General features: G+C 69.1%; 20 protein-coding genes and 1 tRNA gene. 12 read left to right on the forward strand and 9 right to left on the reverse strand.

Features of this window, described 5'->3' with window-relative positions; all coding sequences use genetic code 11:
• Positions 1–17: 17 nt before the first annotated feature.
• From VNJ48_RS18670 to VNJ48_RS18700, 7 genes are all read left to right on the forward strand, one after another.
• On the forward strand, positions 18–1,064 hold the full coding sequence (locus VNJ48_RS18670) for a YlbL family protein (RefSeq protein ID WP_325604889.1): 1,047 nt from the start codon (positions 18–20) through the stop codon (positions 1,062–1,064).
• Positions 1,061–1,603 carry a PPA1309 family protein gene (locus VNJ48_RS18675; protein ID WP_325604890.1) on the forward strand — a complete coding sequence of 181 codons (543 nt, stop codon included), beginning with the start codon at positions 1,061–1,063 and terminating at the stop codon, positions 1,601–1,603. The genes VNJ48_RS18670 and VNJ48_RS18675 overlap by 4 nt, the downstream gene beginning before the upstream one ends.
• A complete protein-coding gene (locus tag VNJ48_RS18680; protein WP_325604891.1) occupies positions 1,600–4,500 on the forward strand; it encodes a UPF0182 family protein in 2,901 nt (966 codons plus the stop codon). The genes VNJ48_RS18675 and VNJ48_RS18680 overlap by 4 nt, the downstream gene beginning before the upstream one ends.
• A 49-nt stretch (positions 4,501–4,549) precedes the next feature.
• Positions 4,550–4,623: transfer RNA gene (locus VNJ48_RS18685), tRNA-Met, on the forward strand.
• Between the two features lie 165 nt (positions 4,624–4,788).
• Entirely contained in the window at positions 4,789–5,427 is a 639-nt protein-coding gene (locus VNJ48_RS18690) for a site-specific integrase (protein ID WP_325604893.1), read from the forward strand.
• Between the two features lie 44 nt (positions 5,428–5,471).
• Positions 5,472–6,065: an ArsR family transcriptional regulator gene (locus VNJ48_RS18695; RefSeq protein ID WP_325604895.1), complete on the forward strand. Its 594-nt coding sequence runs from the start codon at positions 5,472–5,474 to the stop codon at positions 6,063–6,065.
• Positions 6,065–6,520 (forward strand): hypothetical protein, encoded by a 456-nt coding sequence (locus VNJ48_RS18700; protein ID WP_325604898.1) that lies wholly within the window; start codon positions 6,065–6,067, stop codon positions 6,518–6,520. The genes VNJ48_RS18695 and VNJ48_RS18700 overlap by 1 nt, the downstream gene beginning before the upstream one ends.
• A 52-nt stretch (positions 6,521–6,572) precedes the next feature.
• Here the strand turns inward: VNJ48_RS18700 and VNJ48_RS18705 are convergent, their stop codons facing one another.
• Together VNJ48_RS18705 and VNJ48_RS18710 are read right to left on the reverse strand one after the other, a co-directional pair.
• Positions 6,573–7,547, reverse strand: coding sequence for a DUF7669 domain-containing protein (locus tag VNJ48_RS18705; protein WP_422656587.1), 975 nt, complete (start codon positions 7,545–7,547; stop codon positions 6,573–6,575).
• 75 nt (positions 7,548–7,622) lie between these two features.
• Positions 7,623–8,864 carry a DUF6880 family protein gene (locus VNJ48_RS18710; RefSeq protein ID WP_325604902.1) on the reverse strand — a complete coding sequence of 414 codons (1,242 nt, stop codon included), beginning with the start codon at positions 8,862–8,864 and terminating at the stop codon, positions 7,623–7,625.
• A 225-nt stretch (positions 8,865–9,089) separates the two neighbouring features.
• Here VNJ48_RS18710 and VNJ48_RS18715 point away from each other — a divergent pair, with 225 nt between their 5' ends.
• Both VNJ48_RS18715 and VNJ48_RS18720 read left to right on the forward strand, forming a co-directional pair.
• Positions 9,090–9,320, forward strand: a complete 231-nt coding sequence (locus VNJ48_RS18715) for a relaxase domain-containing protein (RefSeq protein WP_325604905.1) — start codon at positions 9,090–9,092, stop codon at positions 9,318–9,320.
• Between the two features lie 110 nt (positions 9,321–9,430).
• Positions 9,431–10,708: a sensor histidine kinase gene (locus VNJ48_RS18720; protein WP_325604906.1), complete on the forward strand. Its 1,278-nt coding sequence runs from the start codon at positions 9,431–9,433 to the stop codon at positions 10,706–10,708.
• Between the two features lie 15 nt (positions 10,709–10,723).
• On the opposite strand, the gene VNJ48_RS18725 is transcribed toward VNJ48_RS18720, so the two are convergent.
• From VNJ48_RS18725 to VNJ48_RS18740, 4 genes are all read right to left on the reverse strand, one after another.
• Entirely contained in the window at positions 10,724–12,751 is a 2,028-nt protein-coding gene (locus VNJ48_RS18725) for a hypothetical protein (RefSeq protein ID WP_325604908.1), read from the reverse strand.
• Positions 12,752–12,984: 233 nt separating this feature from the next.
• Positions 12,985–15,237 (reverse strand): aminotransferase class III-fold pyridoxal phosphate-dependent enzyme, encoded by a 2,253-nt coding sequence (locus VNJ48_RS18730; protein WP_325604910.1) that lies wholly within the window; start codon positions 15,235–15,237, stop codon positions 12,985–12,987.
• A 30-nt stretch (positions 15,238–15,267) separates the two neighbouring features.
• Positions 15,268–17,025: an ATP-binding protein gene (locus VNJ48_RS18735; RefSeq protein ID WP_325604912.1), complete on the reverse strand. Its 1,758-nt coding sequence runs from the start codon at positions 17,023–17,025 to the stop codon at positions 15,268–15,270.
• Between the two features lie 140 nt (positions 17,026–17,165).
• Positions 17,166–17,996, reverse strand: coding sequence for a class I SAM-dependent methyltransferase (locus VNJ48_RS18740; RefSeq protein ID WP_325604913.1), 831 nt, complete (start codon positions 17,994–17,996; stop codon positions 17,166–17,168).
• A 92-nt stretch (positions 17,997–18,088) separates the two neighbouring features.
• Here VNJ48_RS18740 and VNJ48_RS18745 point away from each other — a divergent pair, with 92 nt between their 5' ends.
• Positions 18,089–19,759: a LuxR C-terminal-related transcriptional regulator gene (locus VNJ48_RS18745; RefSeq protein WP_325604915.1), complete on the forward strand. Its 1,671-nt coding sequence runs from the start codon at positions 18,089–18,091 to the stop codon at positions 19,757–19,759.
• Here VNJ48_RS18745 and VNJ48_RS18750 read toward each other — a convergent pair.
• A complete protein-coding gene (locus tag VNJ48_RS18750) occupies positions 19,750–20,907 on the reverse strand; it encodes a YibE/F family protein (protein WP_325604917.1) in 1,158 nt (385 codons plus the stop codon). The genes VNJ48_RS18745 and VNJ48_RS18750 overlap by 10 nt on opposite strands.
• A 146-nt stretch (positions 20,908–21,053) precedes the next feature.
• Between VNJ48_RS18750 and VNJ48_RS18755 the strand changes: the two genes are divergently transcribed.
• Both VNJ48_RS18755 and VNJ48_RS18760 read left to right on the forward strand, forming a co-directional pair.
• Positions 21,054–22,502, forward strand: coding sequence for a diguanylate cyclase domain-containing protein (locus VNJ48_RS18755; protein WP_325604920.1), 1,449 nt, complete (start codon positions 21,054–21,056; stop codon positions 22,500–22,502).
• Between the two features lie 120 nt (positions 22,503–22,622).
• A complete protein-coding gene (locus VNJ48_RS18760; protein WP_325604922.1) occupies positions 22,623–23,123 on the forward strand; it encodes a hemerythrin domain-containing protein in 501 nt (166 codons plus the stop codon).
• Between the two features lie 100 nt (positions 23,124–23,223).
• Here the strand turns inward: VNJ48_RS18760 and VNJ48_RS18765 are convergent, their stop codons facing one another.
• Together VNJ48_RS18765 and VNJ48_RS18770 are read right to left on the reverse strand one after the other, a co-directional pair.
• Positions 23,224–23,838: a hypothetical protein gene (locus tag VNJ48_RS18765; protein ID WP_325604924.1), complete on the reverse strand. Its 615-nt coding sequence runs from the start codon at positions 23,836–23,838 to the stop codon at positions 23,224–23,226.
• Between the two features lie 85 nt (positions 23,839–23,923).
• A complete protein-coding gene (locus tag VNJ48_RS18770; RefSeq protein ID WP_325604926.1) occupies positions 23,924–25,165 on the reverse strand; it encodes an acetyl-CoA hydrolase/transferase family protein in 1,242 nt (413 codons plus the stop codon).
• Between the last annotated feature and the right edge of the window lie 21 nt (positions 25,166–25,186).

Here is a 25,186-nt window from a genome sequence, read left to right on the forward strand (position 1 = left end):
TTTGAGAGGCTGACGCCATGAGTCAGCGGACGATGGCAGCGTTGCTCGCCATTCCCTTGCTGATCGGGCTGTTCGTGGTGGTCGGCACCCAGCCGCTGCCGTACGTCACCTACCGTCCCGGCCCGAGCCTCGACATCCTCGGCTCACGCGGCGACAAGGAGATCATCGAGGTCTCCGGCGAGAAGGCCTATCGCGACGGCGGGGAGCTCAGGCTGACCACGATCTACGTCGACCAGCCGCAGGAGGACGTGACCCTCGACGAGCTGATGCGCGCCTGGCTGGACCCGAGCGAAGCCGTCTATCCCTACGACTCGGTCTACGCACCGAACGAGACCGACGAGTCCAACGACGCCGAGTCGACGGTCCAGATGGTGTCGTCGCAGGACGCGGCGATCGCCAGTGCGCTGAGCGAGCTGGGCTATGACGTGACCGAGATCGAGGTCGCGTCCGTCGACCGGGCCATGCCCGCGGACGGGGTGCTCCTGGTGGGCGACGTCCTGCTCTCGATCGAGGGCACGGAGATCACCTCGAGCCAGGACGTGGTCGACGCCGTGGACGGTGCCCCCGCCGGCGAGCCGATCGCCTTCACCGTACGCCGCAAGGGCCGCGAGACCTCGGTGACGGTGACGCCTGAAGTGGTGGACGGAGACAAGCGGATCGGCATCGAGCTCGGACCGCGCTTCAGCTTCCCGTTCGAGGTCTCGGTCGACATCGGGGACAACATCGGTGGACCCAGTGCCGGGCTGATGTTGTCGCTGGCGATCTACGACACGCTCACTCCCGGTTCCCTCACCGGCGGCGAGGTGGTGGCCGGGAGCGGCACCATCGACGCGGAGGGTCGGACCGGCGCGATCGGCGGTGTCCAGCAGAAGATCGCGGGTGCGCAGGACGCCGGTGCCGAGCTCTTCATGGTGGCTGCCGACAACTGCCCCGACACCCTTGAGCTCGACTCCGGCGACATGCGCCTGGTGCGGGCCGAGACCATGCACGACGCTGTCGAGGCGATCACCGCCTGGGCCGAGGACCACGACGCAGACCTGCCAACGTGTGAGGACAAGTCATGACCGAGATCTCCCTTCCGCAAGACCCGGCGCTGGCGACCGCGGTCCTCGAGATCGAGGCGCACGTCGCTGAGTCCGGGTGGGATCAGCCGTCGCGGCTGTACGCCCTCGTCGACACCGCCCGCATCGTGGAGCAGGAACCCGATCTGGCCTCGCAGATGGGACTCGACTCCGCCGCGGCGGACGGCTCCTTCACCCCGGTGGAGCAGGACGCGCTGCCCGACCAGACGCTCGAGGTGACCCTGGAGTCGATCGCCTGGCCGGAGGAGGTCAACGGCTGCGCGGCGGTGGTCGAGCGGCTGGTGCTCCCGCCCGGTGTCGACGACGAGATCCCCGACGACCCGGCTGCGGCGGAGGAGTTCGCTCGCGAGCACCCGCTTCGCCAGGAGGTGCGCATCGTCGCCGGCGTGACGCGCGCCGGGGCGACATACTGTGCCCTGCGTCTGAGAGCCCACGACGACGACTCGTCGGTCGTGGACGGCACCGAGCTCGTGCCGGGCCTGCTCGCCCTGCTGCGAAGCACGTTGGAGGTAGAGGTATGAGCTCGATGTTCGGAGCCGAATCGGCTCGCCAGGAGGAGCCGCCGGCACGGACCGGGCGCTCGCGCACGCTGGTCATCACCGCATCCGTGCTGGTCGTGCTGTTCCTGGTGCTGAGCGCGTTCGCCTCCTTCTGGACCGAGCGCCTGTGGTTCAAGTCGGTCGGCTACTCCGGTGTCTTCACCACCCTCCTGTGGACGCGGATCGGACTGTTCCTCGTCTTCGGTGGCGTCATGGCGGCGGTCGTGGCGCTCAACCTCGCGCTCGCCTACCGCGCGCGGCCGCTGCTGATCAACGGCGGCGACCCCAACCTGTCCCGCTACCGAGACGCCGTCACCCCCGTCACCGGCTGGCTGCTCGGGGGGATCTCGGCCCTGATGGGGTTCTTCGCCGGCGCATCGGCGTCCGGTCAGTGGCGGGAGTACTCGCTGTGGCGCCACTCGTCCCCGTTCGGCACCATCGACCCCTACTTCAAGCGCGACGTGGGCTTCTACGTCTTCGACCTGCCGTGGTGGCACTACCTCACCGACTTCATCATGGCCTGCACCGTGATCGGGTTGATGGCCGCGGCGCTCGTGCACTACCTGTACGGCGGCATCCGGCTCTCCGTCCCGCGTGATCGACTCAGCGGTGCCGCCCAGGCCCACCTGTCGGTGCTGCTCGGTATCTTCGTGCTGGCCAAGGCGGCCGACTACTGGCTCGACCGCTTCGACCTCGTGACCGCCTCTGGTCCGCTGATCGACGGGATGACCTACACCGGCAAGAACGCCGTGCTGCCGGCCAAGGAGATCCTGACCGGCATCGCACTGATCTGTGCCGTGCTGTTCTTCCTCAACGTGTGGCGGCGCACCTGGCTGCTCCCCACGATGGGCATCGCCCTGCTCGCGCTGTCGGCCGTGCTGCTGGGGCTCGTCGTCCCCGGCGTGGTCCAGCAGTTCGAGGTCAGCCCCAACGTCCGCGTCAAGGAGGGGCCCTTCATCAAGGAGAACATCGAGGCGACGCGCGCGGCCTACAACCTCGACGACGTCGAGGTCGAGCCCTACTCGTCCGACCCGGACACGGATGGCGGCGAGCTCGCCAAGCTCGACGCAGCGACCTCGACCGTTCCCCTGGTCGACCCGAAGATCGTCAGCCAGACCTTCGAGCAGCAGCAGCAGGTGCGCGGCTACTACTCAGTGGCCGACGTGCTGGACGTCGACCGTTATGAGATCGACGGCCAGGACCGGGCGATGGTGCTGGGTGTGCGCGAGCTCGACCAGGAGGGCGTGGCGGACGGCGACAAGAACTGGTCCAACCTGCACACGGTCTACACCCACGGCAACGGGATCATCGCGGCCTACGCCAACCAGCGCCAGGTCGACGGCGACGAGCAGACGGACACGATCCAGTGGGCCGAGGGGTCGGAGGAGAACGAGAGAGCACTGACCGACCTCAGTGAGGGCGGCTACGAGTCGCGGGTCTACTACGGCGAGAAGAGCCCGACCTATTCCATCGTCGGTTCGCGTGATGGCGTGGCGTCGATCGAGCTCGACCTGTCGAAGGGTGAGGAAGAAGAGCAGCGCACGACGTACGACGGCTCGGGCGGCGTGCCGATCGACAACATCTTCGAGAAGATGCTCTACGCGGTGAAGTTCGGTGAGCCCAACCTGGTGCTCTCCGAGCAGGTGCACGACAACAGCAAGATCCTCTACGACCGCCAGCCGCGGGACATGGTGCAGAAGATCGCCCCCTGGCTCACCGTGGACTCGGCGCCCTACCCGGCCGTCATCGACGGTCGGATCCAATGGATCCTGGACGGCTACACCGTCACCGACCGGTTCCCGCTCTCGCAGCGCGAGTCCCTGACCGACATGACCAAGGACTCGCTCACCGACGCGCCGGGCTTCCAGACCCTGCCGACAGACGAGATCAACTACATGCGCAATGCGGTCAAGGCGACGGTCGACGCCTACGACGGCACCGTGAAGATCTACGCGTGGGACGAGGAGGACCCGATCCTCAAGGTGTGGAGCGAGGTCTTCCCCGGCGTCGTGCTGCCCAAGTCGGAGATTCCGGACTCGCTGCGGGAGCACCTGCGCTACCCCGATGACCTGTTCAAGGTGCAGCGCCACCAGCTCGCGCGCTACCACCTCACCGACCCCAGCGACTGGTACGCCGGCGACGACCGCTGGGAGGTCCCGAGCGACCCGCAGGACGACGACACCAAGCAGCCGCCGTACCGCCTCTTCGTCGACGACACCTGGGCGCTCACCTCGGTCTACGTCCCGCAGAAGCGGAGGAGCAGCCTGGCGTCCTTCGTGTCGGTCAACAGCGATGCCACGAGCGACGACTACGGCAAGATCCGGGTGCTCGAGCTGGCGAACTCGGGGGCCCCGGGCCCGAGCCAGATCGCCAACGAGCTCGAGTCGGACGAGGGCGTGCGTGAGGAGCTGCTCGGCTTCACGCAAGGTGGGGTGGAGCCGATCTACGGCAACCTGCTGACCCTGCCGGTGGGCGACGGGCTGATGTACGTCCAGCCGGTCTACACGCAGAGGTCGAGCGACACCGAGACCAGCTTCCCCATCCTGCGATTCGTGCTCGTGTCGTACGGCGAGGAGATCGGCATCGGCCGCACGCTCACCGAGGCGATCGCCGACGTGCTGGGCGTCTCCTCGACCGATCCTCCGCCCGACCCCGACCCAGGCCCCGACCCAGGCCCCGGCACCGAAGGCCCTGACCCGAAGCCGACGGGCTCGGTCGACGAGCAGATCCGTGCGCTGCTCCTCGAGGCCGAGGAGAAGTTCGCGGCTGCCGATCGGGCGCAGGCCAACGGCAACTCCGTCGGGTGGGCGCGGCTGATGGAGGAAGGTCGAGACCTGATCAACGAAGCGGTGGCGCGGGCCGGCGAGCGCGACGACTGACCTCGATTTGAGGTCGCCCCCGCCGATCACGTAAGGTTCTGTTCACCGGCGCGGGGTGGAGCAGTTCGGTAGCTCGCTGGGCTCATAACCCAGAGGTCGCAGGTTCAAATCCTGCCCCCGCTACAAAGAAAGTCCAGGTCAGCCACAGGTTGACCTGGACTTTTTCTTTGGGGGGATCATGCGATCCCATCGTTTACCCATCACATTGACAGGTGCGCCGCGCCCCCCAGTCGTGCGTCGGCGCCGTTAAAGCCGAAGCGCACACCGACCGCGCCGTGCGCGACCGAGGTGAACGCCATCCGGGCCGTGATCAAGGCCTGGGAGCTGACACGTGGGGCGTCCGGTCCGAACCCGGACGGGCAGCTGGGCCAGATCGTTGAGGTCATGCTCGGTACCTCGGCACGGATCGGCGAGGTCCTGGCGATCCGCCGACGGGACCTGGACCTGACGACGACGTCGGCCACGCTGCGGATCTGCGGCACGGTCATCTCCGAGCGCGGTGTGGGGACCTACCGCCAGGAGCACCCGAAGACAGACCGCTCCAACAGGGTGATCGCGCTGCCGTCCTTCACCGCCGGGGCGCTCCGACGGCGGTTGGCGATCATGGCCGATCACTCGCTGGACGCGCTGGTCTTCCGCAGCCGTGAATGCACGCCGCTGACCACGGCCAATGTGCGGCGCCAGCTCCGCAAGGTCCTCGGGGACGCGGGCATCGAGGGAGTCAGCCCGCACATGTTCCGCCGCACCGTCGCGACGGTGATCAACGAGCAGGCCAGCCTGAACCTAGCCTCGGAACTGCTCGGACACACCGACCCCAAGGTGACGATCGAGCAGTACATCCGGCGCAACGAGCAGGTGAACCCGCTGACCGCGGAGCTGCTCGACGCAGCGTTCGCGCGAGCGGACAACGGGAGGGAGTTGGCATGACGGCAAGCTTGACGATACCTATAATCGGGAGATATCTTCCAGTTATGCGTAGTGACGGTCCGGCCCTGATGCCGGTGTTCCGCTCGCAGCATCAAGCGGAGTTGCTGATGTGGCTTCTGCTGCACCCTGAGCAGGAGTACGGCGTGACTGAGATGGCCGCACGGCTGGAGGTGCCGCTCTCCACGCTTCACCGCGAGGTGATCCGCCTCGATGAGGCGGGCCTCGTCGCGAGCCGCACCCAGGGCCGCAACCGGCTGATCCGAGCTAACCTCGACCACCCTGCCGCCAAGGCGCTGACCCAGCTGTTGGAGATCACGTTCGGGCCACGGGCCGTCATCGCCGAGGAGTTCGCGTTCGAGGGTGCTGAGCAGGTGGTGATCTTCGGCTCCTGGGCTGCTCGCTACGAGGGCGAGGCCGGCCCGCCGCCGAACGACGTCGACGTGCTTGTGGTGGGAAAGGTCGACCGTGCTGATGTCTACGAAGCGGCCGATCGGGCGAACGCCCGCCTCGGCATCGAGGTCAATCCGGTCGTCCGTACGGCGCAGCAGTGGGCCGAGCCACAGGATGCCCTGGTCGTGCAGATCAAGGAGTCTGCGCACGTGACGGTGCTCGACTCGCGTGAGCGGGTGAGCTCCTGATGGCCCGCTGGAAGCGCGGTGAGTCCGAGGTTGAGGCGCTGCTGGCTGCCGGGGAGCTGCAGAAGCTGACCGGCGCCGCGGCCAACGGCGAGCGGCTCCTGGAGAAGGCGACCGTGACGCTGACGACGGCTCGTTCAGCCGTCGGGACCGACCCTGACTCCGCCTTCGTGCTGGCCTACGACTCGGCCCGTCAGGCGCTGATCTCGTTGCTCGGGCATCAAGGACTCCGGCCGACGACGAAGGGCGGCCACTACGCCGTCGAGCAGGCCGTCCGCGCCCAGTTCGGCCCGGGGTTCCGCCAGTTCGGTGCGCTGCGGCGGCGTCGCAACGAGCTCGAGTACCCCGAACGTCCGGGCGACGACGCCACGCAGGTCGAAGCCGCCGAGGCCGTTGAGAACGCCGAGGCGATCCTCACCGCGGCGCAGGGCCTGCTCGATCAGCTCGGACTGTTCTGATCGCGTCGCCTGTTGGGCAAAGTCCCGACAACCGTTGCCGCCACCCGGCGTCTCAGAGGGCTGCCTTGCCGGGATAGCCGCCCTCGATGAAGAAGACCATGTCCACGACCTTGGCTCTGGTGTAGAGACGGGTCGAGGGGTGGCCGGTTGTGAATTCGAGCGTTGCCTGGCGCAATCCGTCGATCGTCGAAGCGTTCGCGCGATAGAACTCGCCGACCAGGCCCAACGATCCCTTGCTGAACGTCGAGATGCGGAATCCCTTCTTGAAGTAGGTATCGAACGCCGGGACGCAGCCGAAGACTCCGAGCATCACTTTGGTGACGAGGATGTCCGACGCCTCGACCGGCCGCAGGGCGCTGCGAATGTCGAGGGCCGTTTGGTACACGAGGTCGATGCCCGACGCGTCGTAGCCGTTGAGGTCGAGCTCCCAGAGCGCCGGCGGAACGTTGGCGATCCTCTCCACGAGGGGCACCAGATGTCGGGCGCTTCGTTGGAGGAGCTCCGAGGAGCCCCTGAGCATTCCCCAGCTCGCCAGGTAGAAGCCCAGTTGCAGGCAGCTGACCTCCATGCCGGTGGGTTGTCCCCATGCCGCGACGGCCGTGCGGTGCTCCTGGAAGTGGTTGAAACAGTAATCGAACGAGGCGTACCGAGCATCGGGATCTCGATCGCGGAGGTACTTGCCGACGGCCGCTTCGATGTTGACGTCGGTCCTAGTCGTCGCCACCGGGGCGCTCGGCGTGGCTTGCGCTGCGCCGTCGTTCTCGGCGCGCCTTTCAAAGCGGCGGTACACGCCGTGCTCAATCCGGGTGATGAGAGGTTGGCGACCCGCGAACATGCCCCGCGAAGCATCTGAGGCGTTGGAGGTCGCTCCCTGGATGTGTGCCCGTAGCGACGGCTCCTTCACGTCCGGATGGTGTCGGCGGAACCAGCCGACGATCTCGGACGCGCGGAAGGGCTCTGCCAAGTTCTGTACGCAGTAGTCGAGTCGGTCCCAAATGGTGTCGGCCACGGATTGATCCTCGCCCACATGCGCACTTTCGTCGCGTTACATGCCAACAGCAGCAGCGGACGCCGCGTGGGCTCGTGCTCACGCCGTTGGGCATCAGGGCAGGCCGGCGCGGTCGAACTCCTGTTGCAGCCGCGGCCGGCGACGATGCGTCTCCCGGAGCTCCGCGATCAAGCCATCAACCTCGACTGCTTGGTCGGACCCAGCGCTCAGCTTCCGCATCGTCGCAAGCCTTCGCGCAGCCAGTCGATAGTGCTGCGCGCCGGCCTCGACCAGCTCGTTCTCGACCAGACGCTGGTGGATCGGCAGCGTGGCGATCGGGTCGACCTTCTCGTACGCCTTCACCAGCTCGCTCCATGTGTGGTCGCTGTCCAGGGCGAGCGAGTGCGCGAGGTTCCAGGCGAACTGCGGCTCCTTCAGGGTGAGGAGCACGAACAGGACGGCGTCGCTGGGACTCGCTGCGAGGGTTGCCACGACCTCGTCGCGGTAGTCGGTCCACGCCTTGCCGGCGGCCTTGTGCAGCCGGGCCGCTGAGGTCGACGAGGGCCACTTGCGGAACACCGAGAGTCGCGCGTCGAACCCTTCTGATGGCCGATGCGCCTCCAGGAGTCCGCACCAGTAGTCGGCCGCCTTGAGGGACTGGTGCCCGCGGTCGAAGTCGGTCGCCTTCTTCGCCCAGTCGATGGCCAGGTCGATCTCGCCGATCTCCTCTAACGCCTCGGCGGTGTCCTCCAGCCAAGCGGCGACCTTCCGGTCCTTGGCATGGGTGCGGATGATGGCGTCGATGTCGTGGTCGAGGACCGCCAGCCGCCGTGCGTTCCAGTCCAGGGTGAACCACTCATGCGAGCGGCCCGACGTCCAGCGCTCGTCCTCCGATGGGCGAGGCCCGAGCTTCGCCTGGACCTCCGCCAGGCGCTTCCGGTACACCGCCATGCCGACCTCGCCGAGGGCCGGCGCGTACGCCACCGGGTCGAGCTCGAAGTAGTCGACCTCGTCGTCATCGAACTGGAACTTCATCATCCAGTCGATCAACTTCCCGACCGGCGTCCTGGCCGCGGCGGCTGCCCTCGGGTGGAGCTCCAACAGTCGACGACATCCGTCGCCGATGATCCCGCTGGAGTCATCGGCCCGGGCGATCACCTTCAGCGACGACGCGAGCGCCTTGTGAGTGACCGAGTAGACCTCGGCCGGATCAGTCGCCGGGATCGCGGCCTCGAGGATGTCGATGGCGTCGTGCATGTCCCGGCCGTGCGCATTGGCGGCGCTGTAGCGGTAGAGGTCCGAGCGGCTGCGGATCAGCGGGAGTACGGCGTCGGCCAGTGTGCTCACGGGCGACATTCTTCCTTCCCGACCTTCACTACATTTCCTCCACTCACCTTCTGCCCCGCCCTACCTCTTCCACCCCCTCATCCTCCTCCCTCTCCTCTTCCCATTCTCGCACTCCTCCTCATCTTCTTCTTCCTCTCCTTCATCCCCTTCACGCCTCTTGCAACTGAGGTGCGTGCCCGTCCCGGCGCCGTTCGGGAGCGCCTGCACACCTACCTTCTGAAGGAGGTGGGCGCGGTGACCGTGACCATCAGCAAGATGAGTGCCGGCAAGGGCTACGAGTACTTCCTGCGCACGGTCGCTGCAGGTGACGGGGACCGGTCACTCTCGACGCCGCTGACCCGCTACTACACCGAGCACGGAACCCCGCCCGGGCGGTGGATGGGCTCCGGCATCGCAAGCCTGGAGAGCCACGTGAAGATCGGCGACGAAGTGCTCGAGGGGCAAGCTGAGCAGAGGGGCGCCTGACACGCCTCGGACGACCTGCATTTGTGAGGAAGCCTGCGCTCCCAGCGATGCGGACGTAGTGTCCCTACAACCCCCCGTGTGACCTCGAGGACTGGGCAGGAGTGGGCCTCATGCGCGATTCGTCGTCGAACCGCGAGGACGAGCGCCCGGAGCAGGGCGGAGCCGCTGGCGAGCTCAAGGCACGTCCCCAGCGGTACGGCTCCGTGCACAACCGTGCGCCCGCGGGTGAGGTGGTCTTCATGCCAGGGCTGGACCACGCTGCGACGCTGGCGTCGCTCCAGGAGAGTGAGACGCGCCACCGCCTGGTCATGCTGGCGACCAACGACATCATCTGGGACGCCGATCTCGTCACGGAGACGACGCTGTGGAGCGGCGCCATCGAGGAGATCCTGGGGTACAGCGACCGGTTCCACCACGACGACGTGTGGTTTCGCTCGAGCTTGCACCCCGACGACTTCGACCGGGTGATCGAGGCGCTGGACAGTGCCCTCGGCGACCCGGACCAGTCGTTGTTCGAGGCGGAGTACAGGTTCCGTCGCCAGGACGGCTCCTACAAGGACATCTTCGCCCGGGGCCTGATCCTTCGCGACGAGCACGGGGCCGGCGTCCGGATGGTGGGCTCGATGATGGACTACACGGCACAGAAGCTGGCCGAGACCGTGCTGGTGGAGGCTCGTGTGCAGGCCGAGGCAGCCCAAGAGGCGCAGACCAAGTTCCTGGCCAACATCAGCCACGAGCTGCGGACGCCGCTGACCAGCATCCTGGGGCTGGGAGAGCTGTTGCTCGACGGTGAGATGGACCCTCAGCAACGCGCGTGGGCAGCAACGATGCATCGTTCCGCCGAACGCCTGCACGCCATCATCAACCAGTTCCTGGATTTCTCCAGGACCGAGGCTGGCTTCACCGTCGTGGATCCACAGCCGTTCGACCTCACCCTGTTGCTGGAGCAGCTGGAGGCGGAGTTCGCGCCCCTCGCTGACCAGAAGGACATACGTTTCACCGTCGAGGTGAGCAAGGACGTCGATCGCATCCTGGTGGGAGACGCCCTGCGCATCGCGCAGGTCCTGCAGAACCTGCTGGGCAACGCCATCAAGTTCACCAAGCAAGGCCATGTCGAGCTCCGCGTCGAACGTGCCGACATCGGGCCCGGACCGACCCTGCACTTCATCGTGGCGGACTCAGGCGTCGGCTTCTCTGCTGAGATCCAGCGAGACCTCTTCCAGTCCTTCCGGCAGGCGGACGAGTCAGTGACACGCGAGTACGGCGGGACAGGACTCGGCCTCGCCATCTGCAAGCAGCTCGCGGAGCTGATGGGCGGGGCGATCCACGCGGAGAGCCGTGTCGGCGAGGGGAGCACGTTCACGTTCGTGCTGCCCGTCGCGCCCTGACTCGGGGCCAGCGGCTCAGTCAGCCCGGACCGGAGACGTCCGCCGGCTCATCTGGACGACCCGGAGGTAGCCGGGCTTGGTGGCAGTGACTCGGACCGAGATCCGCTTGCCCTGCTGAGCTGCGCGCAGCAACAACGTCCGGCCCGTGGCGTTCCGGATGCGGGTGCCGTTGGCGAACCACTTGTAGGAGACGCGGACGCCAGGATCACGGTCACCGGCGCGAGCAGTGAGCTTGCTCCCCACCCGGGGTGTGCCCATCACCTTCGGCGTTGGGCGGAGGACCTGAGCAAGGATCTGCGGAACCACCACCGGTGGTACGACGACGGGCGGCGCAACGACGACGGGCGGCGCAACGACGGCTGCGGCTGCACGGACCACGCCGGTCGGGGCAGATGACGCAACACCCGGAGCGTACCCGACCCTCGTGCCGGTGGAGGTCACTGTCAGCGTGCTGCCCACCTCGCCGGCCGTCACCAGGTGAAGCACTCCCGTGCCGCACACGGTGCCGGGAGCTGCGCCACACCGCCACGAGTACGCGACGGCGGCGCCCGAGGGAGCCGTGGACCCGGCGGAGGCACCGAGGACGTCTCCGACCTCGGGGTCAGCGCTCCCGCGGACGCTGCTGGTGAGGTTGATGATCGTGGGCGCTCCGACCACTACCCGCCCGAAGAGGGCGTACAGGGTGACCGGGGCGGGTGCTCCATCCGGGCTGGACCCGGGGAGGGCGGTGACGTCGTCGACCACGAGGCCGGTGGCGTCCCGTTCGGTGCTCCACCCCTGGAAGTCCGGTTTCTGCGCGGAGAGGTCGGGCAGGGTGCGGGCGCCCGCCGCGAAGGAGGACGCGTAGACCGTGACCGGTGAAGGAGCTGTGAGGCCGATGCCGGGCTCGAAATCGACGAGGTAGTGGCGGTGGGTGACGTCGACCCCGACGGCGACCGTGGGAAGCGTGATGCTGCCATTGTTCTCGATGGCGCCCCCGCCGGTGATCGCAGCGCTGCCTCCACTGGCGCGGCGGATCACACCTGCCGTGCCGACCCGCACCGAGCTGTGGGGCACGCGAAGGTTACTGCCCAGTTCGAGAGTGCCGTCCTCGACGGTGAGGAAGGTGCCTGGTTCCGCCGTTGTTTGTGCTCCCCCGCCGATCGCGGAGCTGCTCGCATAGGCGTTGGCGCGCATGGTGCTCCCACCGGTCACAGTCGTCGACCCCGCAGCCCCGGAATACATTCCGGCGCCGATGCCGGCGCCTTCACTACCGTTGCCGGTGACCAGCGAGGCGTCGTTGCTGGTGGTGGTGCCACCTGCGCCCTCGGTGCCGCCACCGATCCCGGCGCCGCCGTAGCCCGAGCTGCCGACGATGGTCGAGGTGTTGTTGCTCGTGGTCGTCCCACCGTTGCCCGTGCGGCCGCCGCCGATGCCAGCACCCTGGCTGCTGCTCGTTCCGGCGACCGAGGCGGAGTCGTTCGTCGTCGTCGTACCGCCGCCGCCTGCGTTGCCACCTCCGATGCCGGCCGCGAACGCGCCCGAGGTGGCCACCACCACCGAGGTGTCGTTGCTCACCAACGTGCCCCCGGACGCGCCGGAGCCGCCGCCGATGCCCGCGGCGTAGAATCCCCCGGTCGCGTTCACCTGTGCTCGACCCGACGTCACCAGGGTGGCCGCGGTGGTCCGGATCCCGGGCACGTAGTTGTTGCCCGTGGCATTGGCAGTCAAGATGCCGGGGGCTCCGGCACCGGGGGAGGTGTCGGTGACCTCCAGCACCTGGCCAGCGTTGATGGAGACGTTGCGCACGTTGAGGTCGAAGCCGCTGAGGTCGATCAAGGCGACGCAGGCCACGGTGAGCTCGGCGGTGCCACCAAGGTCCTGCTGCAGGGTCACGGTGTACGGCGCAGCCTGGGTGCCGCTGCAAGTCGAAAGAGAAGCCGCCAGCTCGCCGAGGTCGGAGCCCGGAGCCGCCGAAGCCGGTGCGGCAAGCCCGGGCAGGACCGTGAGACCGACGACGGCGGCCGTCAGGGTCGAGAGCAGGATTCGGCCGTGGTGCCTCATACGGGGTGCCTCTCGGTGACGAGAGCAGGCCGAAGCGACCTCCCCCCTGGGGTGAAGGCAGTAGAGCACAGCACGGGTGACGAGTGGGCGAGAACCCAGAAGTCTTTGCCCTCCGCTGCGCAGCGCCCCGGGGGGGAAGGATCAGGGCCGTCGCTACTTGACCGAGATGTAGGCCTTCAGGCCGGTGACGGTCGACATCCAGCCTTCGCCGGCCGCGGGCACATGCCCGCCGCTCAGGGTGAGACGCAGGTGGCGGCGAGCGCCGTTGCCAGCTGGTCGACGTGCTTCTCGCCGAACACCAGCGGCGGTCGGATCTTGAGCGTCGCGCGGTCGCGGCCGGTGCGGCCGATGAGCACCCCGTGCTCCCGCATGCCTTCGACGATGCGACCCGCACGTGCCGCGTCCGGCCGCCCGGTGGCGGGGTCGACCACGTCGATGGCGAGGGCAAGTCCCCACCCGCGTGCTGCCCCCAGCTCGGCCCGGTCCTCGGCCACCGTGCGCAGGGCTTCGAGCAAGTGGGCCCCCACGACGGCCGCCCGCTCGACGAGGCGCTCCTCGTCGATGGTGCGCAGGACGGCGAGGGCCGCTACGCAGGCGGCGGTGCTGCCCCCGAAGGTGCTGAAGTAGTCGGTGCTGCTCACGAACGGATCCACCAGGGCGGCGGGGCCCACGACCGCGGCCACCGGGTAGCCGTTGCCCATGGGCTTTCCCACGGTGACCAGGTCGGCGGGGACGTCACCGGCCACGAAGCTCCAGAGGTGGGCGCCGGTGCGACCGTGTCCGGCCTGCACCTCGTCAGCGACGTACAGACCACCCGCGGCGTGGACGGCCGCAGCGGCGGCCTTGGTCCAGGCATGGGCAGGACCGTGCACGCCGTCGCTCGTGAAGACACCGTCCGCGAGCATCGCAGCCACGCCGTGCCCGCTCGCCGCCAAGCTGTGGACGGCCTCGACGACCGCCGAGGGTGAGGTCGGCGGTGGGGGCACGACCCGCATGTGGGGAGGGGCGGCTGCGTCTCGCCAGCTCTCCGGGGAGAAGGCGTAGGTGGCCTCGGTGACCCCGTGGTAGGCCCACTCTGTGGCGATGCCGCCGGCGGCTCCGGTCGCATGGCGGGCGATCCGCCAGGCAAGGTCGTTCGCCTCGCTGCCGGAGCTCACGAACAGCACCCGGTCGAAGCGCTGGGGAAAGGTGGCCAGCAGTCGCTCTGCCAGCTCGACCGGCGCGTCGTGGAGATAGCGGCTGTTGGTGTTGAGCGTCGCGAGCTGGGCGCCCACCGCCTCCACGACGGCTGGGTGCGAGTGGCCGAGCACGGGGACGTTGTTGTACGCGTCGAGGAATCGCCGGCCGTCGGCGGCATCGAGCATGACGCCGTCTCCCCGGACGAGGTGCAACGGCTGGTCGTAGACGAGCTCCTGATCGCCGAAGGCGCCTGCCCGTGCCCGGCTCAGCGCCGTCGTCGAGCGGCCGGCATGGAGCGTGGGCGCCTCGAAGCGGCGCGCGAGGGCGTCCAGTCCGATGGAGAGCATGGTCTCCAGCTGCACGTAGGCGTCGTCGTCGATCTCCGGCGCCCACCCCAGCTGGCGGGTGCGCCAGGCGGTGATGAGGACCGTGGCGGCGTAGCGAGCAGCCATCAGGTCGGCGACCAGGCCGCGCTCCTCAGGCTCCAGGGGGGTCACCGAGTGGTAGCCGGCGACGATCTCGCCCGCCAGGTCGAGCCCATCCGCACGCCCGCTGAGGACGTCGGCTGCAGCTACGGCCAGGTCACCGACGAGGGCCGTGTGCGTCAGGTCACCGAAGTCGGTGATGCCCGTCAGCGCGAGGTCGTCATCCACCAGCACGTTCGTGAGCGCCAGGTCGTTGTGCACCACTTGGGCGCGAAGCCGGGGGAGCGCGGGGACGACGCGCTCGTCGAAGCGGTCCAGGACCGTCTCGATCGCCGCCCGCCGGTCAGCCGCCACCGCCGGGAGCCACGGACGCAGCTGCGGCAGCAGCTTGACGTCCCAGGTGAGGGGATGGGTGGCGGCAGGGTGGGCGAAGGCGCGCAGCCCTCGCCCGAGGCGGGCGCTCGTGCGCCCCCACTCGCGCAGGTGGACGGGTTGGAGCTCGTCGGGCTCAGGGTGGCGTCCCGGCAGCCAGGTCGACAGCCAGGCCAACGAGCGGCGTCCGTCCCGGCCGGAGATCTCGACCCACGATCGACCATCAGGGGTGGGGACGACGCCCGGCACGGGCAGGTCAGGAGCGGCCGTGCGCAGGTGGCGCAATGCGGACTGCTGCAGGTCGAGGACCTCGTCGGTGTCGGCAGGGTTGTGCACCTTGAGCAGCAGGGAGCCGGCAGCGGAGTCGAGACGGAAGTTGCAGTCACGCTCTCCGTGCAGCGGGGTCAGCGCGCCGTCCGAGCCCCAGTGCGCATCGAGCATCGCGTGCACCACGTCGAGGTCGAGGTCGGGCCCGGGCACGCTCAACGAGTCCTCCGGCGCTGCACGCATAGGAGCATTGTGCCCGGCGCCGCGCCGGTCCTACGTCGCGCTGCTGGCCGCCGGGATGAAGACGGTGAAGGTCGTGCCCTTGCCCAGCTGGCTGGCCACCTCGATCCGCCCGCCGTGGCGGGCGATGATGCGGTGCACGATCGTCAGCCCCAGGCCGGTGCCGGGCTCAGCCACCGCCTCGGGGTTGGTGGAGCGGAAGAACTCCTCGAACAGGCGTTCCTGGTCCTTGGTGGAGATACCGAGCCCTTCGTCGGCCACGACGAGCACGACGTCCACGGCCCGTTGCTCGAGGGTCACGGTGATGGACCTGCCCTCGGGGGTGTACTTCACGGCGTTGCTGATGAGGTTGCCGCACACGCGGTCGAGGTCGCTGACGTCGCCGAGCGCGACCACGGGCTGGCTCGCCGGCTCGTGGATCGCCGCCAGCCGCTTGCGGCCGATTGTCAGCGACACCAGGTCGAGGGCATCAGCCACGAGGGGGCGCATGTCGACCGGAATGGCTACCAGTGCGTTGTTGGGGTCGCCGACCTCAGCCAGCGTGAGCATGTCTTCGATGACACGCTCCATCCGCACCGCGCCGCGTTCGATGAAGGCGACCGATCGCTGGGCCCGGGAGGGCACGCCGGAGGCGGCGTCGAGCATCTCGACGTGCCCCAGGATCGAGGTGAGGGGGTTCTTCAGCTCGTGGGCGACGGTCGCGATCAGCCGGCTCCGGTAGGTGTCCAGCTCGCGCAGCTCGGAGACGAGCTGTTGCTCGCGCTCGAAGTTGCGCGCGTTGAGCAGCGCGCGGCCCAGGTCTTGCGCGATGTCGAGCGCTGTGCTCGTCTCGATCGCAGTCCACTCCACGCCCGGGCCGCGGCGCGTGAGCACCAGGTTGCCCAGGCACTCCTGGCCGGCGCCCAGGGGCACGAAGAGGATGGAGGAGACTTCGAGAGTGGTGAGGAACTCGGAGATGAGGGTCTGCTGGGCGGCGGTGATGATCGGCGGCGGCTTCCGGTCGACGGCGACCACGACGGTCTCCTGCGCCTGCCAGAGCAACCCTGCGGCATCGCGGGAGATCTGGACCAGGTCGGCCGGCATGATCACTTCGCTGTCCGTGCCGGTGTAGATGGCGGAGCGTCCTTCGCCGTCCTCGTCGAAGGTCTGGATCCACAGCCCCGACACGTGCAGCCCTTGGGCGATCGCCGGTTGGCACACCTCCATGATCCGCTCGACGCTCAGCTCCGAGCCCACGGCACGCACGATCTGACGGGCTGCTGTCGCCAGGCGCACCTGCTCCTCGAGGCGGCGGCGAGCGACCTCCGTGAGCACCGCGCGACCTGCCTGGGCGGCGTACTTGTTCAGGAGTTCGCGGGTGGCCTGGTCAGGGCGACGTCCGTTGTCGGGGACGTCCATGTAGAGCACACCGAGGAGCTCGCCGCTGTCGTAGATCGGGGCCATGAGCAGGTCCATCGGATGCCACGCGTCCGGACCCGGCGCGACCTCGATCTCCGGGATCCAGACCGGCTCTCCATCGCCTGCCACGAAGCGCTCGCTGGGGACGAATCGGAGCATGCCCCACCGGTCTGCGCGCTCGATGTCGTCCAGGGTGGAGCGGACCGCGATCCGCGACCCGAGGAGCTGGCTGCGGGCGTCGTCGTCACCGGCGACCGCCACGGTCTCCAGCACCGAGTCCTCCTCGCGCAGGACCCGGATGGCGGCCACGCCGAAGCCGACGAGGTCGACGACGCTCTCGGCGATCAGCTGGAGGGCGTCGTGCACCACCGGTGGGGTCACCCCGTTGCTCATGTGTGTCTCGACCTTCCGCGGCGCAGGGGGGCGTCCCACCAACGTTCAACCAGTTTAGGACCGGCATCAGCGGTGCGGAGGGTTTTCTTCTACCTTCACCCACGGGTCGAGGTCAAGTCGGCCGGAGGCGTTTCCGGGTGTCAGGCCTCAGTGTGGGTGCCGACAGCGAGCAGGTACTCCTTCTCGAAGCGGGCGGCGCCCGGGGCGCCGACGTTCCAGGTGTCGCAGAAGCTGTCCAGGGCCGCATCGAACTCGGCTGCCCGGCCGTTGCGGTCCGCATTCGCGCGTACGGCGATGGTGGGACCGTAGTGCGCCTTGAAGTGCTCGCCGTAGTCGCGCGCCTCGGCGAATGCCGTGATCTCGAGGGTGTCCCGCGTCATCGTGTGGAACTCGACCCGTCCGCCGAACAGGCCGCGGAGGTGCTCCTCGCTGCCCCACAGGACTGGGGGCAGGGCGCCGGGCGGGGGTGCTGGCGCGAAGGGCTTCATGGTGGCGAACAGTGCGCCGAGCATGCCCTCCGGGGTCCAGCTCAGGAGACCGATGGTCCCTCCCGGGCGGCACGCCCGGACCAGCTCGTCGGCGGCGGCCTGGTGGTGCGGGGCGAACATCACCCCGATCGAGGACATCACCACATCGAACGAGTCGTCGTCGAACGGCAGGTGCTCCGCGTCGGCGGGGACCCAGGTGAGATCGAGCCTCGCCGCCTCCGGTCGGCTGCCTCCCGCCTCGAGCAGCTCGGGGGTGAGGTCGCTGGCCGTCACGACGGCACCGCGCTGGGCTGCCGGGATCGATGCGTTGCCGGTGCCTGCCGCGACATCGAGGACTCGGGTGCCGGCGCCGATCGGGCAGGCGTCGACCAGTCGCGGACCGAGGGGGAGCAGGAACGTGTCCACCATGTGCGGATAGTTCCCCGAGGCCCACATGCTGCGGTGTCGGGCCTTGAGGTCGCTGTCGGCTGTCTGGGTCGTCATGGTCGTCCTTTCGTCGGGTGGACCACCAGCGTCTTCCGGATCGGGCCCTCATCGCATCGGGCGAAATCCCCATCCCGTCCTAGACTCACGCCATGGAAGCCTTGGCCGGCGAGCTCGTGGCCGGCAGGCGCGCGCTGGAACAGGCGCAGTGGGCGGAGGCGCGGGGCTGCTTCGAAGCCGTCCTCGCCGCGGGTGAGTCCGGGTCGGTCCTGGAGGAACACGCCTTCGAAGGGCAAGCCCGCGAAGGCCTCGGTCAGGCGCTCTGGTTCTTGGCCGACATCGCTGGGGGCATTGCCTCCAAGGCGGCAGCCTTCGAGCTCTACGTGCGAGCGGGTCGCTGCAACGACGCGGCACGCTGTGCTGTCTGGGTCTCCCACCAGCACCTGCTCGGCGGTCGGGCCTCGGCAGCGCGAGGCTGGCTGGCTCGAGCGGAGCGAGTGCTCGAGGGCGTGGCTGAGTGCGAGGGGCACGGCTGGGCGGCCGTGGAGCGGGCGCGGCACGTCGTCGACCCGGACGACCGCGCGGCACACGCGCTCCGCGCGGTGGCGATCGGGCGCAGGGTCCGTGCGAGCGACCTCGAGATCTTCGCCCTGAGCGTGGTGGGCCGCACGCGGGTGGAAGCCGGCCACACCGAGGACGGGCTGCTGCTGCTGGAGGAGGCGTTGGCCGGTGCCGCGGGTGGGCAGGTGCGCAACGTCCACACGCTCGCCGAGGCCTACTGCAACCTGATCATCGCCAGCACCAGCACGGGCGACTGGGTGCGAGCCACCGAGTGGTGCGAACAGGTCGACGCGTTCGCCCGAGGCCACGACACCGCGCCGCTGTTCGGGACCTGCCGCGGGGTGCACGCAGACGTGCTCCTTGCGACCGGCCACTGGCTCGAGGCGGAGCAGGCGCTGGAGACGTCGTTGGCGACGCACGCGAGATACGTGCCCGAGATGGCCCAGCCGTCGGTGGCGTCGCTCGCCGAGCTGCGAGTCAGACAGGGTCGGCTGGGCGACGCCGAGGTGCTGCTTGCCGGCCGGGAGGAGAACCCGGCGGCGTTGCGGGTGCTGGCGATGCTCCGGGCGGCCCAGGGTCGGGAGGCCGCTGCGGTCGCGCTGCTCGAACGCGCGTTGCGACATGTCACGGGAGGCGTGGTGGTCAGGGCCCGGCTGCTGGCCGACCTGGTCGACGCTCGGCTGGCCGTGGCGGACCTCGAGGGCGCGCAGGAGGCGGCCGGCGACCTGGACAGCCTCAGCAGGGAGTCGGGGGTCCGCCTGGTGGAGGCTCGTAGCCAGCTCGCTGCGTCCCGCGTCGCGCGGGCCCGAGGAGACGTCGAGGAGGCAGTCGAGCAGGCACGCCTCGCCCTGACCGCATTCGAGGCCCTGGCCATGCCGCTCGAGGCTGGAGAGGCGCGCGTCGAGCTCGCCCGGGCGCTGGCCCTCTCGACCGATGCGGCGAGCGGCGTGGCCCTCGAGGAGGCTCAGGCTGCTCTCGTGGTCTTCCGCCAGCTTGGTGCCGCCCCGTCCGTCGCTGTTGTCGACACCTTGCTCCGCGAGCTGGCGGGAACGGACGCGGGTGCGTCCCATCGCGCCGGTCCGCTCACGCGCCGCGAGCAGGAGGTGCTGGAGCTGGTCGCCCAGGGCTTCTCGAACGCCCGCATCGCGTCCTCCCTGGTGATCACCGAGAAGACGGCGGGCCACCACGTCAGCCACATCCTGGCCAAGCTGGGAGTGCACAACCGGACGGAGGCGGCGGCCCACGTCACGGATCAGAGGTGAGGTGACGGTGCCGTCCGCAGGGCGAGAGCCGCGAGCGCCGTGGTCAGCGGCACCGCGGCGATCAGGCCCAGCGTCGCAACCACGCTGCGCACGATCTCCTGCGCCACGATCTGGTCGGTCACCACGCCGCCGAGGGAGTCGTTGTTGGCCACGATGAGGATGAGCAGCGGCAGGGACGAGCCGGCGTAGGCGAGGATAATGGTGTTGACCACCGAGGCGATGTGCGACCGTCCGACCCGGCTCGCCGCACGGTAGAGCTCAAGGAACCGGTAGGACGGGTTGGCCCGGGCGAGCTCGGACACGGTGGCGGCCTGGGTGACGGTGACGTCGTCGAGCACGCCCAGGGAGCCGATGACGATCCCGGCGAGCAGCAGGCCCTCGGTGTTGATGCCCTGCGACATACCGACCGATGCGGACAGGTCGTCGGTGACCCCCGTGAGGTGGAGCGCCGCGACGGTGGCGGCTGACAGCAGGCCGGTGAGGATCAGGGCGACCAGGGTGCCGAGCACGGCCACTGTGGTCGAGAGGGCGAAACCGTGGGTGAGGTAGAGAACCGTGAGCATGATGGCGCTCGATCCGACGATCGCCACCAGCAGGGGCGGCTCCCCGGCCAGGATCGCCGGGACGACGAACAGGAGCAGCAGGGCGAAGGTCGTGGCCAGCCCGGCCAGGGCGGTGAGCCCCCGCCACCGGCCGAACGCGACGAGCGCGAGGGCGAACGCGCCCGCGAGCACCCAGAGTCCGTCGCTGCGCTGGTGATCGACGATGGAGTAGACGTCCCCATCTGGGCTGCTGGTCCTGATCAGCACCACCTCGTCGCCGACGTCGACCTCGGGGGCACCCGCGCCGTTGGGCAACGCGACGGTGATCCCTTCCTCCGAGCCCGAGATGAGCGAGACTCGGGCGGAGCCGCAGCCGTTGACCTCGTCGGGCAGCTCCTCGAGGCACTCCTCGGCCTCCAGCGCCGTGACGGTACCGGCGTACTGCGTCATGGCGGCCTGCTCCGGGACGGTGACAGCATCGGCGGACGGCCACAGCCAGACCAGCGCTACCAGGGTCAGGACGACGACCGGCGCGATGACGACCAGCGCGAGGCGCTGCATCTGGCGTGTCTCCGGGGCCGTATGGCGCGAGTGGTGTCCACCCATGGGTCTCATGCTCCTCGCCAGGGGTCGGGTCCGCCGCCGGCAGATGCTGTCGGCTGCGGCTGCCGGTGGAATGAGCGTTCACCGTAGCCACGACGCATTCGCGGCCTAGACTCGCCGTGCTCCCCCCGCTGCCGCAAGGTGTCCACATGCCCCCCGTTCCAGCTCTCCAAGAGCTCGCCCGCCTCGTCGAGGGCGAGCCCCAGGCCGCGCTGCAGCGGCTCCTCACCTTGGCGTGTGAGCAGCTGGCCATGGACGTCGCGTTCGTCAGCGTTCTCGACGGCACCGGCAACCGCACCGTGCTGCAGTCCGTGCACGCCGATGGCACGGCCGGTCCCGCCGGCCTCACCGAGCCGGTGGACGCGACATGGTGCGGACGCGTCATGGATGACGGTTCGCTGCTGGTCGACGACGCACGTGAAGATGCCGCGCTTCAGGCCCTCCCGTCGACCAAGGCGTTCTCGATCGTGTCGTATGCCGGAGTGCCGCTCAGCGACGAGGACGGGAGCGTGTTCGGGGCGCTGTGCGCCTTGGGCCACCAGCCGCACCCTTCGCTCAACTCTCGCGACCGCGACATGTTGACCGGCCTCGCCGAGGTCGTCGCACCCTTGGTGCGCGCTCTCGACGACCCCCCCACGCCGCCCTCGGCGCCCTCGGGGCTGGCCGCGATCGCAGCTGTTCTCGAGGGCGCTCATGACGTCGAGCGGCTCAGTCGCCCGCTGCTGGAGGCGTTGCAGGACATCACCGGTCTGGCCTCGGCGTACCTCACGGTCGTGCACGAGGAGGACGACGTGCAAGAGATCCGCTACGCGCGAAACGCCCGTGACGGCTTCGAGATCCCGGAGGGATTGCACGTGCCTTGGGGGGACACGCTCTGCAAGCGTGCTCTCGACGAGGACCGTGCGTGCACGACCGACGTCCCGTCGATCTGGGGTGACAGCGACGCTGCCCGCGTCCTGGGCATCCAGGTGTACGTCTCGGTCCCTGTCTCCACGCCGGGCGGGCAGGTCTGGGGCACGCTGTGTGCGGCCGACTCCGTCGCAGCGGACGACGTCGAGTCCCACCTGCCGACGATGCGTCTCTTCGCACGTCTCATCGGTGCTGAGGTGGAGCGCGAAGAAGCCGTGAAGCGAGCCCGCGTCGAGGCCGCCACCGATCCGCTCACCCAGTGCGCGTCTCGCAGGGTTGTGGATCCCTGGCTCGCCGCGCAGCTGCCTGCCCTCTCCCCGGACGAGGTGGTCGTTGCCGCCTTTGCCGACCTCGACAACTTCAAGAAGATCAATGACTCACTCGGGCACGTTGCCGGTGACGCGGTGCTGGTGCAGGTGGGGCACCGTCTGCTCGCCACGGCTCGTCCCCACGACCTGGTTGCCAGGCTGGGTGGCGACGAGTTCCTCGTGGCGGCGCGCGTCCCGCGCGACTCGGCAGAGGCACTCGTGGCGCGCGTCCGCGATGCCCTGTCGTTCTCGCTGGACTGGCAGGGGACGGCTGTCGACGTACGAGCCTCGGTCGGCGCCGCGATCTCGGACGGTCGCGACGGACCGTCGCTGGTAGCGGCTGCTGACGCTGCGATGTACGCCGACAAGACCACGCGCTGACCGGCGGCCGACAGACCGGCCAAAAGGGTATGTCGGGCAGGGCGGCGTGGCGCGTAGTTTCGTGCCGATGGGCACGCATCACGGTGCCCGGCCACGTCCACGAACGCCCAGGAGGCATCCATGTCCAACGACGCCATCGTCCTGCTCAAGGAAGACCACCAGGAGATCAAGAGGGTCTTCCGCGACTTCGAGGGCGCGGGTGAGAACGCGGAGGTGCGCAAGGGCAAGCTCGTCGACAAGATGATCGAGCTCCTCACCCAGCACACCTACATCGAGAACGAGGTCATGTATCCGCGGGTCCGTGCGCTGCTTCCCGACCTCGAGGACGACATCCTCGAGTCGTACGAGGAGCACCACGTCGCGGACGTCCTCATCATGGAGCTCTCCACCATGAGCCCCAGCGACGAGCGCTTCGACGCCAAGACCACCGTCCTCATCGAGAACGTCGAGCACCACATCGACGAGGAGGAGGACGAGTGGTTCCCGAAGGTGCGGGAGAGCCTCGGTCGCAACCAGCTGCAGGAGATCGGCGAGGAGATGCTCGAGGCGAAGAAGACGGCGCCCACGCGGCCCTCGCAGCCGAGCGCCCTCAAGAAGACGATCGACGCCGTCCTCGACTGACCACGCCGCTCCGTCGCGACGGCTCAACGCCGACAACGGGCCACCCGCTCGGAGGAGCGGGTGGCCCGTTGCTATGTCCGGCTGTGCGCGGCCGGTTCGGTCAGCGAAGCACCGGGTTTCTCTTGACGATGCCCTGCGACTCCCACCAGGTGCCGAGGCCCCAGGTGCGACCGGCGTAGGCCAGTGCCAGGACGGCCATCACGATGACGCCGACCAGGTGGTCGTCGACGATCGGGTTGTTCTCCAGCGGCAGCACGGCGGCGTACATGAAGGCGTACATGAGAGCGCCGGCGGCGGTGCCGATCCGCATCGCGACGCCGGTGAGGAGCGCGACGCCGATGCCGAGGAGGCCGAGCATGAAGAGAACGTCTACCCAGCCCTGGCCAGCCATGCTGGTGAAGACTTCCTTGAACGGGTTGTCCGCCGGGACGCCGAAGGTGAGGAACCCTTCGGTGGGGCTGCCGCCGTTGATCCAGGCTGCGTCCTTGGCGAAGAAGTCGATGCTGTCGCGAGCCCCGGTCCCGGGGTTGGTGACCGCGCCGGTGTGGAATCCGAGGGCGAGCAGCTTGTCGAGGAACGCCCAGAGGAAGGTGATGCCGAAGGCGAGCCGCATGACGGCGATCGCCTTGTCCATCGGGGTGGACGTGGTGGGGGCGGCGGAGGCGTCGGTGGCGACGACCTCGCCGGCCTGGTTGGGGGTGTGAATGGCAGCCATGATGACGACCTCCTGGTGGGGTGCGGGTGATGCTCTGCACTCCATGGTGTGCCGCCGGAGCGCCGGGACGCAGGGCAAGTGGACCTCAGGTCGTGGGACCTTGGTCCCTCGCCGCCCGTGGTGCCAGGCCGAGCTCAACGGCTTCCTCGCGGAGCTCCTCACGCACGCTCGGGTGAGCGGCGTTCTCGATGAGCTGGCGTGCCTGCTCGGTCTGGTCGAGACCGAAGACCTGGGCGACGCCCTGCTCGGTGACGACGGCGCTCATCTGGAACGAGGTGACCGGCTCGTCGACCAGCGGCACGATCGTCGAGACGTCCGCCTTGGGGTGCCAGGAGCGCAGCGCGATGATCGCCTGGCCGCCCGGGCTGTGGAGGGCGCCCACGATGAAGTCGGTCTGGCCGCCGAACCCCGAGTGGATCCGGGCGCGGATCCGCGAGGCGTTGGCCTGCCCGAAGAGGTCCACCTGCAGGGCGGTGTTCACACTGACCATGGACTGGTTGCGAGCGATCCGGCCGGGATCGTTGGTGACCTCCGTGCGGGTCATCTGGACGCGTTCGTTGCCGTCAGCCCAGTCGAGCAGCTCCTCGGAGCCGAAGAGGAACGAGGCGATGATCGGAGCGCTGGTGTCGAGCGAGCCCGCGCGCTCGAGCGCGAGCACCGAGTCGGAGAACATCTCGGTCCAGATCCGCAGGCCCCGTCGGCCGGCGAGGCCGTGCATGGTCGCGTCCGGTACGGCGCCGATGCCGGCCTGCAGGGTCGCGCCGTCGACCACGCGCGCAGCGACGAGGCCACCGATCCGGGCGGACTCGTCGTCCACGCGGGACGGGGGCGCGAACGTCAGTGGTTCGTCGGCCTCCACCATCACGTCCAGCAGCGCCACGTCGAGCTCCGCGTCGCCGTACGTCCATGGCATGCGGTCGTTGACCTGGGCGATCACCACACCGCCACGGCGACGGACCGCCTCGATCGCGGCGGGCAGCACGTTGACCTCGGTCCCCAGTGACACCTTGCCCTGGCGCGGCCGCGTCGTGTGGACGACCACCGCGTCCGGAGGCATGACCGACGCGAACAGCGTGGGCACCAGCGAGAGCCGGGAGGGCACGTAGCTCAACCGCGGGCTGCGCCGCACCCCCGGTCCGACGAAGGACGTCTCCAGCAGCACGCCGTCGCGATCGGGCAGACCGGGTTGGCCGTTCAGGGCCCACAGGCGGTATTCGGGCAGGGCCGCGTCGACGAGGCGCAGCGTGTGCCACGGGGTGGCGTGGTTGCCGCTGACGACGATGCGCGGGGTCGCCGGCAGCCGGCGAAGGTGTGAGGTGAGGTCCACATCACCATCGTCCCTGACGTC

The organism is Nocardioides sp., assembly GCF_035576065.1.
Taxonomy (GTDB): domain Bacteria; phylum Actinomycetota; class Actinomycetes; order Propionibacteriales; family Nocardioidaceae; genus Nocardioides.

Bases quoted from the DNA above. Each gene is read 5' to 3' on its own strand.
- VNJ48_RS18745 (WP_325604915.1), top strand. From the start codon at position 18,089: ATGGAAGCCTTGGCCGGCGAGCTCGTGGCCGGCAGGCGCGCGCTGGAA.
- VNJ48_RS18735 (WP_325604912.1), bottom strand. From the start codon at position 17,025: ATGAGCAACGGGGTGACCCCACCGGTGGTGCACGACGCCCTCCAGCTG.
- VNJ48_RS18710 (WP_325604902.1), bottom strand. From the start codon at position 8,864: ATGTCGCCCGTGAGCACACTGGCCGACGCCGTACTCCCGCTGATCCGC.
- VNJ48_RS18740 (WP_325604913.1), bottom strand. From the start codon at position 17,996: ATGACGACCCAGACAGCCGACAGCGACCTCAAGGCCCGACACCGCAGC.
- VNJ48_RS18755 (WP_325604920.1), top strand. From the start codon at position 21,054: ATGCCCCCCGTTCCAGCTCTCCAAGAGCTCGCCCGCCTCGTCGAGGGC.
- VNJ48_RS18720 (WP_325604906.1), top strand. From the start codon at position 9,431: ATGCGCGATTCGTCGTCGAACCGCGAGGACGAGCGCCCGGAGCAGGGC.
- VNJ48_RS18675 (WP_325604890.1), top strand. From the start codon at position 1,061: ATGACCGAGATCTCCCTTCCGCAAGACCCGGCGCTGGCGACCGCGGTC.
- VNJ48_RS18750 (WP_325604917.1), bottom strand. From the start codon at position 20,907: ATGGGTGGACACCACTCGCGCCATACGGCCCCGGAGACACGCCAGATG.
- VNJ48_RS18700 (WP_325604898.1), top strand. From the start codon at position 6,065: ATGGCCCGCTGGAAGCGCGGTGAGTCCGAGGTTGAGGCGCTGCTGGCT.
- VNJ48_RS18670 (WP_325604889.1), top strand. From the start codon at position 18: ATGAGTCAGCGGACGATGGCAGCGTTGCTCGCCATTCCCTTGCTGATC.
- VNJ48_RS18765 (WP_325604924.1), bottom strand. From the start codon at position 23,838: ATGGCTGCCATTCACACCCCCAACCAGGCCGGCGAGGTCGTCGCCACC.
- VNJ48_RS18725 (WP_325604908.1), bottom strand. From the start codon at position 12,751: ATGAGGCACCACGGCCGAATCCTGCTCTCGACCCTGACGGCCGCCGTC.
- VNJ48_RS18760 (WP_325604922.1), top strand. From the start codon at position 22,623: ATGTCCAACGACGCCATCGTCCTGCTCAAGGAAGACCACCAGGAGATC.
- VNJ48_RS18730 (WP_325604910.1), bottom strand. From the start codon at position 15,237: ATGCGTGCAGCGCCGGAGGACTCGTTGAGCGTGCCCGGGCCCGACCTC.
- VNJ48_RS18695 (WP_325604895.1), top strand. From the start codon at position 5,472: ATGCGTAGTGACGGTCCGGCCCTGATGCCGGTGTTCCGCTCGCAGCAT.
- VNJ48_RS18680 (WP_325604891.1), top strand. From the start codon at position 1,600: ATGAGCTCGATGTTCGGAGCCGAATCGGCTCGCCAGGAGGAGCCGCCG.